10 protein-coding genes are annotated in these 15,117 nt (G+C 38.6%); 7 read left to right on the top strand and 3 right to left on the bottom strand.

From position 1 onward, the window contains the following. Positions 1-70: 70 nt before the first annotated feature. Positions 71-427, bottom strand: coding sequence for an iron-sulfur cluster assembly accessory protein (locus PN471_RS15545; protein WP_271777627.1), 357 nt, complete (start codon positions 425-427; stop codon positions 71-73). Between the two features lie 511 nt (positions 428-938). Between PN471_RS15545 and PN471_RS15540 the strand changes: the two genes are divergently transcribed. The 6 genes from PN471_RS15540 to PN471_RS15515 all read left to right on the top strand — a co-directional run bounded on the left by PN471_RS15540 (position 939) and on the right by PN471_RS15515 (position 7,409). After that, positions 939-2,555, top strand: coding sequence for a DUF6930 domain-containing protein (locus tag PN471_RS15540; protein ID WP_271777626.1), 1,617 nt, complete (start codon positions 939-941; stop codon positions 2,553-2,555). Positions 2,556-2,932: 377 nt separating this feature from the next. Further along, on the top strand, positions 2,933-3,103 hold the full coding sequence (locus tag PN471_RS15535; RefSeq protein WP_271777625.1) for a CopG family transcriptional regulator: 171 nt from the start codon (positions 2,933-2,935) through the stop codon (positions 3,101-3,103). 118 nt (positions 3,104-3,221) lie between these two features. Then, on the top strand, positions 3,222-4,676 hold the full coding sequence (gene zds, locus PN471_RS15530; protein WP_271777624.1) for a 9,9'-di-cis-zeta-carotene desaturase: 1,455 nt from the start codon (positions 3,222-3,224) through the stop codon (positions 4,674-4,676). A gap of 155 nt (positions 4,677-4,831) precedes the next feature. Continuing rightward, positions 4,832-5,275 carry an SRPBCC family protein gene (locus tag PN471_RS15525; RefSeq protein ID WP_271777623.1) on the top strand — a complete coding sequence of 148 codons (444 nt, stop codon included), beginning with the start codon at positions 4,832-4,834 and terminating at the stop codon, positions 5,273-5,275. Between the two features lie 227 nt (positions 5,276-5,502). Further along, the gene (locus PN471_RS15520) at positions 5,503-6,954 is read left to right on the top strand and encodes a GGDEF domain-containing response regulator (protein ID WP_271777622.1); all 1,452 of its coding nucleotides are present in this window, start codon (positions 5,503-5,505) and stop codon (positions 6,952-6,954) included. Between the two features lie 83 nt (positions 6,955-7,037). Then, positions 7,038-7,409: an Hpt domain-containing protein gene (locus PN471_RS15515; RefSeq protein WP_334311925.1), complete on the top strand. Its 372-nt coding sequence runs from the start codon at positions 7,038-7,040 to the stop codon at positions 7,407-7,409. A gap of 171 nt (positions 7,410-7,580) precedes the next feature. Here the strand turns inward: PN471_RS15515 and pgmB are convergent, their stop codons facing one another. Together pgmB and PN471_RS15500 are read right to left on the bottom strand one after the other, a co-directional pair. Beyond that, the gene (pgmB, locus tag PN471_RS15505; RefSeq protein WP_271777621.1) at positions 7,581-10,466 is read right to left on the bottom strand and encodes a beta-phosphoglucomutase; all 2,886 of its coding nucleotides are present in this window, start codon (positions 10,464-10,466) and stop codon (positions 7,581-7,583) included. A 134-nt stretch (positions 10,467-10,600) separates the two neighbouring features. Next, positions 10,601-13,018: a sucrose synthase gene (locus tag PN471_RS15500; RefSeq protein ID WP_271777620.1), complete on the bottom strand. Its 2,418-nt coding sequence runs from the start codon at positions 13,016-13,018 to the stop codon at positions 10,601-10,603. 1,522 nt (positions 13,019-14,540) lie between these two features. Here PN471_RS15500 and PN471_RS15495 point away from each other — a divergent pair. After that, the gene (locus PN471_RS15495; protein WP_271777619.1) at positions 14,541-14,777 is read left to right on the top strand and encodes a HetP family heterocyst commitment protein; all 237 of its coding nucleotides are present in this window, start codon (positions 14,541-14,543) and stop codon (positions 14,775-14,777) included. Positions 14,778-15,117 lie beyond the last annotated feature (340 nt).

Below are 15,117 nucleotides of genomic sequence, written 5' to 3'. Positions count from 1 at the left end.
CCCTGCCCCCTGCTCCCCTGCTCCCCTGCTCCCCTGCCTCCTGACTCCTGACTCCTGACTTCTCACGGTATTATACTCCGAAAGACTTACCGCAACCGCAAGTTTGGGCGGCATTGGGGTTAGTGAATTGAAAACCACCACCAATCATGGCATCACTATAATCGAGCATTAAGCCGTAAAGGTAAAGTAGACTTTTGCGATCGCAAATAATTTTGAAGCCATCGTAATCGAAAACCTCATCGTCAGGGGTAATCTTGCTGACATCCTCAAAATCCATCATGTAAGACATTCCCGAACAACCACCCTGTCTGACTCCCACCCGCAAGCATAAATCTTGCCCTTGCTTATCTTGAAGAGACTTAACCTGACGTAATGCCGCTTCAGATAACAGAATTCCCCGTTGTTGAGTTTGAGTTGCTTGGGTCATAAATTTTTAACTCCTGAACTAGTTTTATCAATATCCCAGCAGGCATTCTTGTACCTCTGGGTTGCTATGAATGTTTTTGTATTGAGGGGATGCTGAATAAGATTAGAAAGAATAACAGATAAGGGTTTCAGATTTTCTGATTGTCAAAAAGTGCAAGGTTTTGGCTTATTGTATCTCCAAAGAGGTGCATTTTTCCTTGTCGGATTTGGAAAATAGAGGATATCCAAATAACTGTTCCCTGTTCCCTGTTCCCTGTTCCCTGCCTTCACAGACAACTTTTTTAGCGACCCCCATCTATTTTAGCGACATTACGAGAGCAAAAAAGCATAAGAAGATGGGAAGATGGAAAGATAGGAAAAAATTTTCCAAATAATCCCTTCTTTTTTCAACTGTTGCTCCTTTGTCAGCAACCTGAGATTTTTATCCTAGAATTGAGGGGTTAGGTGTGTTGAAAGATTAACCATTCCCGAAATTCCCATTCTCAATCGCTTTGTTTTGATTCACTTACTCTATGACAAGTTTTAATCGCTCTACCAGTCGCCGGTTGCAGAAATTAACCCAGATTCCTTCTGTATGGGAGGGCGATCGCCGTCCATTGTCATCACCACACACCCCATTTACAGACCCAGACACCAAAGGAGATTGCATTCTTTGGGTAGATGCCTCAGAAGGCATTGTTAGAGGCATGGACATGATAGATCCCACTCTGGGTCCCGAAGCCATTGTGCGTACCCTGATGCGGGCAATAGAACATCCCCAAAGTCCAGCCAAACCGGGTAGACCACAAAGAATAGTTGTGCGCGATCGGGAAATTCAATTTTACCTGCGCGGAGTCCTACAGGATTTAGACATTGCCATTGACTACGTACCGGAATTACCCATAATTGACGAACTATTTCGCTCCTTTGCCGAAGTCATTGATAGCCAAACTCCCGACTTACCCCCTAAATACGCCAAACTCCTCCATGATCAAGCCTTAGAAGTCTGGCAAACTGCCCCTTGGCGATTTCTAGAAGAACAGCAAATTTTATCCATAGAAATCAATCAATGGGACGTAGAAAAACTCTATGCCTCCGTCATGGGAATGTTGGGCATTGAATACGGAATTTTGTTTTATCGTTCGGAAGATTCCCTCAAACGGTTTCGGGCTGCTGTTTTAGCTGACGAAGATGAACTAAATCAAGATTTAGAAGAAGCCTTCCTCAAACAAGATTGTCTATTTCTCACATTTGACTCCCTCCACGACAACGAAGATGATGATCCGGGTAATTTGGCACAAATGCCCCTGTCCGAAATTCAACCTACCTTCGGCAATATTCACCCCCTAGAGGGATTACGTTCCGTTTTGTATGAAGAAGAGGCACTCCTCAGTTTTGTTGCCGTAGAAAGTTTATTGCGGTTTCTCCGTGACTACCATCGGCAATTATACGACGAAGATTTTCTTACCCTGAGCCAACGTTATCGAATTTCTCTACCAGAACCCGGCAACAATCGCAAATCTTTAACTGTCACTGTTTCTACCATGCCAGAGTTGACAGCAGAACTAGAGGAAATGGCTGGTTTTGATTTAGATGACGAACATGAAGACGACGAAGATGATTCCATATTTGAAGCCTTAAGAGACGACTTAATCCCAGAAGATGCTTTCATGAGTTTGGGTGTCTTACCTTGGGAAACATTAAATTACCTGCGTCAAGCACCTAATCACCAAGCAGCAGGGGAATTTGAACAAGTCGGTGATGGTTTACCTGTGATTGTCATTCAAACCTCCCGTCCCAAGGCTAAAGGGATTATTGAAAATATTCAAGCCGCTGGAGGATTAAACGCCATCTGCTTTCACACTGTCACGGATCCAGTAGATGATGATCTATACGATTTAGGTTTATTACAAACCCATAACAGTGAATTATTTTTGTTTGGGCAATTTTTAGATGATGACCCAGTGCATATAGAAGCCAAGCGAAAATGGCATCAACGGTGTCAAAATACTCAAGGACATTGTGGGTTAATCATTGCCAAAGGATTGACTGGAGCTTCTCGTGGTAATCCCCAGTTAAGAGATATGATGGCTTTATTAGAAGCTCGTGTACTTTCCTCGGAAGAATTAAGCTTGGAAACGGTTGACTAAATAAATAGATATACCTAGAATTTATAAATTAAATTACAGGATATCTATAACAATCCAATTTTGTTTTTGTAAGATTGTCCTGCTCTATTTTCTTCCCTGTTACCTACTCCCTCTTACCTGTTACCTATTCCCAGTTACTTGTTCCCTATTTACACACTGATAGGTCGAGTCAATGGCGCTCAGGCTCAAATTACCAGAAATTTCCAGTATTCAAGCCAGGTTATCGCCAAATTTATTTGGGTAAGTAGTTGACAAACTGAAGATTTTAAATAAGATTAGTGTTTTTGTTACATTTTTAATTCAGACTAACTTTCATAGTCTCATTTTTGTTTTGAGTGACCAGATCCTCTAAATCAAGTTAATATACAGCAAAGTGCATGATAATGACAAACAAAAAATGGGCGGTTAAACGCATAACAGTGAATCTAGCCACACAAGAAGCGGAAAAACTAGAAAAGTATTGTCAACAGACAGGTAGACCGGCAACGGATGTGATTCGAGAACTGATTAGAAGTCTCCCACAAGGGGAAGAGGTGACGGGAGGGTGATAGACGACAGGGAGCAGGGAGCAGGGAGCAGGGAGAAGATATTAACAACTGACAACTGACAACTGACAACTGACCAATTCAGTTACAATTTGTAAAGAAACTGAACAAGGAAGAGGGAATGCGCGTTGCAATTGTGGGTGCGGGATTAGCAGGGTTAGCAACTGCTATAGATTTAGTAGATGCTGGCTGTGAAGTAGAAATTTTCGAGTCCCGTCCGTTTGTGGGGGGTAAAGTTAGCAGTTGGGTAGATGGTGACGGCAACCATATTGAAATGGGGCTGCACGTCTTTTTTGGCTGCTACTACAATTTGTTTGAGTTGATGGAAAAGGTGGGGGCTGGTGATAACTTACGCCTCAAGGAACATAGCCATACTTTTATCAATAAAGGTGGACAAACTGGGGCATTAGATTTTCGCTTTTTCACAGGTGCGCCTTTTAATGGATTAAAGGCGTTTTTTACTACTTCTCAACTTTCGGTACGGGATAAATTCCAAAATGCGATCGCCCTGGGGACTAGCCCAATAGTTCAAGGTTTGGTAGACTTTGATGGGGCTATGAAAACTATTCGCAAATTAGATAAAATCAGTTTTTCCGACTGGTTCTACAGTCACGGAGGCAGTAAAGGCAGCATCAAACGTCTCTGGAATCCTATTGCTTACGCCTTGGGATTTATAGATTGTGATCATATATCCGCCCGGTGTATGTTGACAATTTTCCAGTTTTTTGCTGTCCGAACAGAAGCTTCAATTCTGCGAATGCTCGAAGGTTCACCTCATGAATATTTACACAAACCTATTGTTAAGTATTTAGAAGAAAGAGGCACAAAAATATACACCCGTCGTCAAGTCAGAGAAATTCAATTTGCTGAGTCTGGAGAACAAACCCAAGTTACAGGGATATTAGTTGCCCAAGGTGATACAGAAGAAGTGATCACTGCTGACGCTTATCTATGTGCTTGTGATGTGCCAGGAATTCAGCGAGTTTTACCCCAAGCTTGGCGAAAGTGGCCAGAATTTGATAACATTTATAAGTTAGATGCTGTCCCCGTCGCTACAGTACAGCTACGTTTTGATGGTTGGGTGACAGAACTACAAGATGAGGAAAAACGGGGTAAGGGCGGAGTGACACCACCCCTACAGGCAGCAGGGATAGATAATTTGTTGTATACCGCTGATGCTGATTTTTCCTGTTTTGCTGATTTGGCTTTGACTAGTCCCGCCGATTATTATCGTCCTGGCGAGGGTTCATTGTTACAACTGGTATTGACACCAGGAGATCCTTTCATTAAACAAAGTAATGAAGCGATCGCTAATCATGTCCTCAAGCAAGTGCATGAACTGTTCCCCTCGTCAAGAGATTTAAACATGACTTGGTATAGTGTCGTCAAACTGGCGCAATCTTTGTACAGAGAAGCACCAGGAATGGATGTCTACCGTCCTGATCAAAAAACACCTATCCCTAACTTTTTCCTAGCTGGAAGTTACACACAACAAGATTATATTGACAGCATGGAAGGAGCAACAGTCTCTGGAAAACGTGCTGCTAAAGCAATCCTCGAAAGTGGGAAGAAATAGGTGACAGGTGCTACGCCACGGGGACAGGTGACAGTTAGTTAAGAGGGAATAGGGAATAAGTAAAAGTTTACCAATTACCAATTACCAATTACCAATTACCAATTACCAATTACCAATTACCCATTACCAATCTAAAATCTAAAATCTAAAATCCTATGAGTGAATGGTTAGAACACAGCGTTCAAGTAGAAGTAGAAGTTCCCATAGAACTAGCATGGGGATTGTGGTCTGATTTAGAGCAAATGCCTAAATGGATGAAATGGATTGATTCAGTGACAATTTCTCCAGATAACCTAGAAATTTCCCTGTGGAAACTCAGTACAGGCGGGTTAGAATTTACTTGGAAATCCCGAATTACGAAGATGATTCCTAATCAAATTATTCAATGGGAATCAGTTGATGGTTTACCAAATCAAGGGGCTATTCGCTTTTATGATCGCCATGATATAAGTATTGTGAAAATGACAGTTTCCTATGCTATTCCAGGACTAATTGGTAGACTGATGGATAACTTATTTTTAGGAAAAGTGGTAGAATCCACAATTCAAGCAGACTTGGAAAGGTTTAAAGAATATGCCTTAAACGTGAAAACCAATTAAATTTGACACTCTCAGCGGCTTTAGCTAATGAGCTTTACCCTTACCGGATATTCCTGTAAAATTGGGCGCTGGTGAGTTGGCGTATGAAAGTCGAAAATTCCATCTCTCAAACTCCTACTCTCTGCGCTTGGAGCGTCTCTGCGGGAAATAAAATCATACCTTTACTCAACAGCACTGTATAATTTATGTAACAAGTGTAATATTAGTTCAAGTTCAGCGAGGAAATTGTGGCTCCCTCTATTCACACCAATCATACATTAGTGTTAGTTGTAGATGATGACTTAGTTATACAAATGCAACTACGTCTTGCTATGGAAAAAGAGGGGTATGAGGTAATGGTAGCTGCTGATGGTAAAGCTGCCCTGGATATTTGCCTGAATTCACCGCCGGATATTGTGCTACTGGATGCGATGATGCCAGTAATAGATGGTTTTATTTGTTGCGCCCAGTTACACGCACTTGATCCCAATATCTCTATCTTGATGATTACAGGACTTGATGATCAAGGTTCTGTAGATAAAGCATTTGAAGTTGGTGCTGTTGACTATATTACTAAACCGATTCATTGGGCAGTTTTAAAACAAAGAGTGCGCCGCTTACTGCAAATGCACTGGCTCATCAAAGAATTCCAGTATACAGTTAAACGAGAGCAGTTGGTCGCTAAAATTACCCAAAAAATTCGCACATCTTTAAACTTAGAACTAATTCTGAGTACAACGGTTATAGAAGTCCGTAAATTATTAAAAACTGATCGTGTCATTGTCTATCGGTTTCAACCGGATGGAAGTGGATGTGTAATAGTTGAGTCTGTAGACCCTGAATGGAGTTCTATGTTAGGAAGAGTATTTAAAGATACTTGCTTCTTGGATAAATACAGTCATAAATATCGGCACAGTAATGTTTATGTGATTGAAGATGTTAATGATGCTGGTCTTTCCCCATGTCACATTGATTTACTTAATGGATTACAGGCTAAAGCAAATTTGGTTGTCCCCATTGAACAGGAAAACAATATTTGGGGATTATTGGTAGTTTATGAATGTTCTAAACCACGCAAATGGGCTAAATCGGATATTGATTTACTTACACAATTGACATATCCATTAATTATGGCTATTCAACAAGCAGAATTATATCAACAGTTAGAAGTTGCTAACCAGAAATTACAACAACTGGCAAACATAGATAGTCTGACTCAAATTCCTAACCGTCGTTCCTTTGATCAAGTTTTAGAGCGAGAATGGAAACGATTAGAAAGAGAACAAGTGCCATTATCATTGATTCTTTGTGATATAGACTTTTTTAAGAATTATAATGATACCTATGGACATCAATTGGGGGATGAATGTTTGAAGGAGGTTGCTAAAATTATATATCAAGTAGCCCAACGTCCAGGAGATATAGCAGCCCGTTATGGTGGTGAAGAATTTGCCTTAGTTTTACCGAATACAGATACTACTGGTGCAATTTGTATTGCGGAAATAATTCTTGCTTATATTCGCACGCGGAACTTAATTCACGAAAGTTCTCAAATTAGTTCACATCTTACCCTGAGCCTGGGGATTGCGACTATTATTCCCCAAAGTAGCAGTTCTCCAAAATGGCTAATTGCTAAAGCGGACGAAGCCCTTTATCAGGCAAAACTGACAGGACGCGATCGCTACGCCATTTATGAATAAAGCCTTGGTGAATTGGGGTATGCAAGTCGAAATGTCAATTAGTCCAAACTCAAGTAAAGTTGACCACCTTCAAAATTTGACAAATGTCTTCAATTGATACTCAGGTTTTAGAATCCCTACTAGATATGCTCGAAGGTGATCAGGACGTGTTGGCAGAAATCATCAACTGTTATCTGATGGAATCTCCGAAAATTATCGCCGCTATTCAAACATCTGCAAGCCAGGGAGATGCTGATAACCTGGGAAAAACAGCCCATAACCTAAAGTCTAGCAGTGCTTCTTTGGGAGCAATGGATATCCATCAGCTTTGCTTAGAGTTAGAATCGAAAGGGAAGAATGGCAATTTGGCAGGGTCTTTAGAATTGGTGTCACAATTGATTAATGAGTATGCACAAGTTGAAATTGATTTAAAGAAACTATTACAAAGTTTCAGTTGCACCCCTAGATACCTGTGAAGAATTGCGTTTCCAAGTGGATGACGTAGTTTGTCTACAATCTCCAGAAGTAATGTCTGCAATTGGTTTATGGTACGATGATTTTAGCCAAACCACAGATCACGAAGTTAATACACTTCTCGGAAATTAATTATATCTCACGCAAAGGCGCAAAGGTAAGAGGTTTCAAAATTAATCTTTTAATTCAGAAATACCCAAAATTTTTGCAGCTAATTCTGCCCATTTTACTCCAGCCAAACTAGGCAAAACCACATCAGCAGCCCCTACCCTCTCCTCTGGTCCCAAGCCTACCACCCACATATTTGCTGCTTTAGCGGCTGTAATACCTACGGCTGCATCTTCAAAAACCACACATTCATCTGGGGGAATTTCTAACTGGTTGGCAGCATTCAAAAATAAATCTGGTGCTGGTTTGGCAGATTGGACAGTATCACCATCAGTAATAACATCTATTGTACTGCCAATTCCCAATTTTTCAATCACTAAACGGGCATTTTTACTAGCAGAACCAATGGCGATTTTGATCCCAGCTTGATGCAATTGAGCCAACAAAGCCACAGACCCCGGTAATAAATCTGCGGGTGTAATATGATGAATTAGTTCTACATAATAATTATTTTTCCGAGCCATCATTTCCTGAATTTGCACTTCTGAATATTCTCTATTACCAATAATTAACATCAAAGAAGCGCGACGAGACACACCCCGCAAGGATTCATTAATTTCTCGATTAAAAAATAGCCCTTCCTCATTGGCTAACTTTTGCCAAGCTTGGTAATGATATTCTGCGGTATCAGTCAACACCCCATCTAAATCAAAAATCACACCCCGGATATTGGTTTTCCCAGCCTTGGGCAATTCCTGACGCAAATCAAACTCGTGCCATTTGCCATGCCACTGTAACTTAAATTTCAGCCTTGTCCAGGTTGGGGGTAAGTGGGGATTAGCTATGAGGGCATTTTCTCTGAATTGGATCCCACCGAAACCAAATATTACAGTTTGCCAAATGCCTCCAGCACTAGCACCATGTATCCCATCTTGGGTATTTCCGCGTTTATCTTCTAAATCTACCATTGCCGCTTGCATAAAGCATTCATAAGCCTCCTGTAATTTGCCCAAATCAGCGGCTAAAATGGCGTGAATGGCAGGTCCCAAGGAAGAACCATAACTAATATCTGTGCGGGGGGCGTAATAGTCCCAATTTGCCTGTAATGTTGACTGATTGTAGGGAAAATCGGCAGATTCCCGCATCAAATACAGAAGCATTAATACATCTGGTTGTTTAATTACTTGTCCTTGATTGGTTTTTTCCATCCCCAAAATAATTTGGATTGATTTTTCTCGTGGTTCATAAGCAGCTAAGTTAATATTATCTAATTGAAAAAATCCCTCACATTGCTCAATGAGTAAGGTTTCTGGATTGTGAAGCATGAGAATTTTAGTGATAATTTCTCGCCAATGTGTGAGAACTTCAGAGGTAATTTGTAATTTTTGCTCCAGTTTTATTGCTACTTCTGGGAAAGTGGAATGCAACCAATTATAGATAAATAAAGCTTTTCCTAAATGCCATTGCACCATCCGATTTGTAAAACAATTGTTATGGACTGATTCGTGATATTCATCTGCACCAATAACTCCCCGAATTTCATAACATTCTAAGTGGGGATTAAATTCCACTCGACTACTCCAGAAAATGGCGGTATCTAAAATAATTTCTGCACCATAATCTCGCATCCACTCATGATCTTCTGTCACTTGCCAATAATACCAAATAGCGTAAGCAATATCCGCACTAATATGAATTTCTCGATCACGACACCATATACGGATATCTTCGGCATAAAAATCACTTCGTAGTGACCAGCGCGGTGTGGCTTCATCCCCTGTCACCGCACTTTCCCAAGCAAACATCGCCCCCTGATAGCCATAATGGGCGGCTTTGCGTCGCGCCCCTGGTAAAGTATGATAACGGTAACTGAGTAAATTACGGGCTAAGTTTGGTTGGGTGAAGGTAAAAAATGGCAGAATAAAAATCTCTGTATCCCAAAAAATATGACCGTGATAACCAAAGCCGGATAGGGTTTTTGCAGGTATACTAACTTGATGATTATTTTTAGGTGCAGCAATTAGTAACTGAAACAGATTGTAACGCACTGCAAAAGCTGCTGTCATATCCCCTTCAATCATAATATCACTTTGTTGCCAAACTGTGTCCCAGGCTTGGGCATTGGCATCAATTAAGATTATATAATCTGGTAAACTTACGAGTTTTTCTTTAGCGGCTGCAACTGGTTCTGTTATTTCATTAGATGTAAAAATACTCACTATTTTTACTATAGTAATCGTCTGTTGAATTTGACCTATCACAGTTGCATTCAGGCTAGGATAACCAGGTGTAGTGTTGATTTGTAAATCCGAGTTAGTCCCGGAAATATTAATTTTTGCCGCTATACCGACATCTATGCGGCTACTGCGAGTGCGACTATGCAACCAGAATCCTTGTGTAATTTTATTTTGATCTAATCTTTCCCAGTGATTGAATCCTTGATTTTCTGAATAGCTATTTACACTGGCTTGAATTTCAATTAAACCATCAAAATTTACTGGTGTTATTTGACAACGTTGCCCTACTATATGCTCGTCAGCTAAACTAGCAAAACGTTCAAAATGGATATCTATTACTTTACCATTAGGACTACACCAACGTAAGCAACGACTAAGAATGCCATGATGTAAGTCTAGTTGACGGTGATATTTTAAGGTTGTACCTTGATCAAGGCGAAAGCGTTCTCCCTCAATTATAAATGTTAATGGTAGCCAATCTGGACAGTTAACGAGTTCGGTGTAAACTACGGGAACATCATCGTAAACGCCGTTAATAAATGTCGCTGATAATGCACGGGGATAGCCTTCTTCAAAGGTTCCTCTTGTGCCTAAATAGCCATTACCGATGGTGAAAATGGTTTCTCGGCTGTGCAAATATTCGGGATTAAATTTGGTTTCAGTTAGTATCCAGTCTGTATAACTAAGGTTGCGAAAATGGTCTTTTTTATCCATGATTGTAGATTAGTTATTTTTGTTTTTTTAATATTTAAAATTTACGTAGGTTGGGTTGAGGCACGAAACCCAACAAACTTCTGTAAATGTTGGGTTTCACTTCGTTCTACCCAACCTACAATTTTCTACAATTTTTATTTTTGCTGATGAATGTGTTCTGATAAAATATTGTCGGCGATAGGTTTATAAAGGAGATGAAATAAACTTTCCATGTAACGATCTCTAGCTTCGTTATCTTCAGGATAAACGAAGTTCCAAAAACTAAACATTTTGGCTAATAACAACAGTTGATTTGTGTGGGAATCCCAGTTATATTTGTGGCGAATCCGTTCAATCATCCATTGAGAATTTTCTAGCCAATGTTCTGGATAATTATGGCATTTTTCTAAGAAGTTAGTAATTGTTTTGGCTGTTCCTTCCAGGTTTGTGGGGTTGAGATTAAATCCTTTATTGTGACTTTCAATAATTTCTAATGAACCACCAAATTGAGTTGTAAAAGTTGGTAATCCAGAAATCATGGCTTCTAAAACACTTCTGCTAAAGGATTCATAAAGGGCAAAGTGAATATAAATTCCTTGAAAATCTGCAATTACACGATAGGTTTCGGCGATATCGCTTAAAGGAAGACGCATTCCTAACCAGCGGATTTTATGGTGAAGATGATATTGATGAATAATTGCGTGAATTTTTTCTATTTCTTGAACTTCTTCTGGGTTTGTTCCTGAATCTGGATGCAGTTTACTGGTTAATAATATGAGATTACATTGTTCTTGTAATTCTTGACTTTTACCGAAACATTCAATTAAACCTGTGAGGTTTTTGATTGAGGTAATAGGACTAACAGAAAATATCGGTTTTTTATGAGGATGTTCTAATTTACCAATAATTTGTTGGTGTTCTGCATGGAAAATTAGGTTTTGGATGTGTTGACGACGATGGGATTCTCTATTGGTTGTTTCGTTGTAGGGGAAAAATATATTTTCACTGACTCCTGGAGAAACCATGTTGAATTTAGGACTAAATAAATCAATGCCATCAATTACATGATATAAGTTGGGCATGGTGAAACATTTATAGGATTCATATTGTCCCATTGTATCTGGTGTACCGACAATCTCCTGATAGGATGATGTGATGATAAAGTCGGCGGCATTCATGCTGATTAAATCAGCGGTAAATTGGGCAGAAAAATGATATTGTGATTCTAGATCTTGCCAATATAAGTTACTAAATAGAAATTTAGGTTTCTCTAGAGAATGGGCGATATTACATTGGGTAACTTTCATTTTTCGGGACAGAATAAAAGCGACTAAGTTACCGTCACTGTAATTACCAATAATTAGATTTGGCTTGCCTTTAAATTGGTTTAAAATTTCTGTTTCGGCAGCAAGGGCAAATTTTTCTAAATAAGGCCAAACCTCAAATTTAGAAATCCAGTTGTTGGTAATTTCTGGTTGAGATTCTGCAAAAGGAACGCGCAAAATCCAAGCATTTTCTGTATCATCAACTTTTTCTAATGGTAAGTTACAAAATGTGCCTTCGCAATTGGGAATTAGTCGAGTTAATATAATGATATGGGGTTTAATTCCTAATATATCTAAACCTGCAAGTTTAATTTCGGCTCGCATTTTGTTTTCTAAACTCCGGGCTTGTTCTAAAACATAAATAACTTGTCCTAGTGTTTCATCTCTACCTAAAACATCTTCTTGTGCAACCCAACCATGTATGGAAATGAGGACGACGCGGAAAACTGCACAAATGCGAGAAACAAAGGTTTCTAAAATAGCAGGTTCGGGATTATCTATGAGTTTTTCGAGAAGTTCTAAGGTTTCTCTAACTCTGGCTGCATTGTTACCCCACCCTGGTTCTAAACCGAGTGATTGGAGATGAGAACAAAATTTTTCATAATGTGTATCGGGGGATAAATTACTAACAAATTCTAAAGCTAGTTTGATTTGTTTGGTTAGTTGTAATCCTGAATGAATGTGATTACTAATTAATAGGCTAATGCCATTATATTCTAATCTTTGTAGTGATTGAAATAATGCGTGAATCCAATATTCAGGATCTGTTAATGATTGATTACAAAAATAATGATTGAGAACGGTTAAACCTTGGCCAATATTTCGAGAATCACTAATTCTCGGCGCTGCTGGGTAGAAGGGATGAAGATCAATTTCTAAAATGTGGGGTTGGTAACGGTTGACTAGGCGATCGCTCGCATCTAATAATGCTTGTGATGTCATTAAGTCAAACTTGGTCAAATCAGTGCTTAATAACCATACCTCTTGACTGGCAATTTTGGGTCTAAGAACGAACCAAATATTTTCACTATCTAGAATTATTTCATGGGTGTACTGAATAAATGTTCCTAGGCAGGAAGAGTGATAAAAATAAGCAGGTTTTTGGAATTGGTGACAATAATCTGCAAAGGCTTGTAAAATCTCGTTTCTTAAAAAGTAACGTTTATGATGATTACCCAATCCTAAGATAAACTCACTCAAAGCATTTTTTTCATCACTATTAATAATAGTTTGCACCAATTTATACATTGTACATTACCAAACTCTAGCGAAGGTCAGAATTATTGATCTGCTGTTTTGAGTTAATCGTAAATAAGTTACTCAATCATTTACTTCTAACTAAAGGATGAACTCTAACCTCATCTTATAGATAGGGTTTGCTGAAAAAGTTGTCTGTGAGGGGAGGTGACAGGTGACAGTTTCAACTGTCTGGATATCCTCAATTTTCCCAATCCGACAAAGAAAAATGCACCTATTTTGAGACACCATTAGCCAAAACCTGGCACTTTTTTGTGGTAAAAATCCGCGAAACCCTTTGTTAATAAATGGTTTTAGGTTTATATGTCCATAGCTTGCGTGACGACGTAGAAGTCATACGCCACGCTACGCTATCAGCAAGCCCTAGATAGAGAAATATCTATTCGTTACAGCAGAGTTTTGACTTGTATTAATTACCATTTTGTAAATCTTACTTGTGACACTTTTTTAATAGTCCATGAAAATAAGAATCAAATATTACATATACAAATATTACTCAATTCAGCAAAATCTGAATAATCATATCCCCAAGGAATTTTGGAGGTTGAGTATGTCGTGATGAGGTGTAATTAATTTAGCCAAAAAATTGAAAATGAATTTGTGACCCCATGGCAAATTTAATTTTGTAAATATCCCTTGTGCCACTATTTGAATAGTCATACACGCTAAATGCTTTGTAAATACTGCTTGTGACAGTATTCAGACAGTCATGCAACATGGAAGTACATTTTATCTACAGTTTTGTAAATATCTCTTGTGACAGTATTTAAATAGTCATTTAATTTGTAATTTGTAACTGATATTTTCTGTAGTATTTATATAAACAAAGTGCCAATTTGGCTCACTAATTACAGGAAACATAGTATTCTGCATATAATAGTGTCACAAGGAGTATTTACAAAACCATAGACAGGAAATATCTCAATGTTGTATGACTATTTAAATAGTGTCATAATACGAATATCTGTATTTCCTATTTTTTACCAAACAATCAACTTGGGCATACAATGCTAGAAATTTGCCTGTATTTTTACTGACATAACGGTAATGTGTTCAGTAATTTTTTCAATTTATGCACTTAAAAATTGCAAGATTTAATCTATTGAGATTACAAATTGCCAATGAGATATCACTAATTGAATGTATACCACTGCTCAATAAACCTCACAAAAAATTAATAAAATTCTCTCATAATCACAAATAATATTGATATTTAATCGGTAAGTTATCGCTATACTCGAACTTAGATATCGAAGTTATTCACCAAGAGAATCAAATCCTGTGCATATCATCTGTATATATTGCTGTGATTGCATAAATATCCGCTTGATTTGTCCCTATTATTTGGAATTTAGGAGATCAAAAGTCAAGATTTAAAAGGCTTGTCAAATCAGGAGTAAAATTCCTCAACTTGACTATAAAAGTCTGATTATTTTGGACTAAAAAGATTTTCTGTTCTGAATATTCACGAATTATTAACTTTCCATCCTACAAGATTAGATCAGGGTTAGTTATGAACTATCAGGCTTCTTCTGCTCAGAACGATTTTCATAGTGCCATCACTCCCGAACAGTTCAATCATATCATTGAAGCTATTACTGATGGACGGTATTCTTGGGCTTGTGTGTTGATTTTACGTTGTATTGATTACAATCCAATTCACTATATCCCTCAACGGACTTACAGCCGATTAATTAAAGAAAACCGTCAAGTTCATGGAACAGCTAGTAAACCAAAAGCAGATATTTGAGTCTTTTGTGAATAGTCATATTTACAAAGATTCATCTCAATTACTAAGCCAAAAGCTAGAGTAACTCAGCAGAAAGTTATTCCCTAAAACTAATAATTTGGGATTTTGTTCCTATCTAGCCCCATGCTACATTTAGCATGGGGGGATTTTTCACGAACTATCTTATAATTGTTGAAGGATTTACAGCAGATTGCAGATTAATGAGGTGCAGGATTTAAATTCAAAGCCAGACAGCAAGCTAGTTTTACTCCTGACTCCTGAGTGGGCGCAGGCCCTGCGCCCCTACCTCATGACTGTATGTTTTAGAAATATTCTGCTGGGTTTTTCTGACAAGTTCCTC

Origin of the sequence: Aphanizomenon sp. CS-733/32 (assembly GCF_028330045.1) — a bacterium.
Taxonomy (GTDB): domain Bacteria; phylum Cyanobacteriota; class Cyanobacteriia; order Cyanobacteriales; family Nostocaceae; genus Dolichospermum; species Dolichospermum gracile.
Note: the sequence above shows the minus strand (reverse complement) of the source record. Positions and strands in the feature narration are given on the sequence as shown.

Excerpts from the sequence above, each read along its gene's own strand:
- PN471_RS15535 (WP_271777625.1), top strand. The coding sequence starts at position 2,933 with ATGATAATGACAAACAAAAAATGGGCGGTTAAACGCATAACAGTGAAT.
- PN471_RS15545 (WP_271777627.1), bottom strand. The coding sequence starts at position 427 with ATGACCCAAGCAACTCAAACTCAACAACGGGGAATTCTGTTATCTGAA.
- PN471_RS15495 (WP_271777619.1), top strand. The coding sequence starts at position 14,541 with ATGAACTATCAGGCTTCTTCTGCTCAGAACGATTTTCATAGTGCCATC.
- zds (WP_271777624.1), top strand. The coding sequence starts at position 3,222 with ATGCGCGTTGCAATTGTGGGTGCGGGATTAGCAGGGTTAGCAACTGCT.
- PN471_RS15525 (WP_271777623.1), top strand. The coding sequence starts at position 4,832 with ATGAGTGAATGGTTAGAACACAGCGTTCAAGTAGAAGTAGAAGTTCCC.
- PN471_RS15500 (WP_271777620.1), bottom strand. The coding sequence starts at position 13,018 with ATGTATAAATTGGTGCAAACTATTATTAATAGTGATGAAAAAAATGCT.
- pgmB (WP_271777621.1), bottom strand. The coding sequence starts at position 10,466 with ATGGATAAAAAAGACCATTTTCGCAACCTTAGTTATACAGACTGGATA.
- PN471_RS15515 (WP_334311925.1), top strand. The coding sequence starts at position 7,038 with ATGTCTTCAATTGATACTCAGGTTTTAGAATCCCTACTAGATATGCTC.
- PN471_RS15540 (WP_271777626.1), top strand. The coding sequence starts at position 939 with ATGACAAGTTTTAATCGCTCTACCAGTCGCCGGTTGCAGAAATTAACC.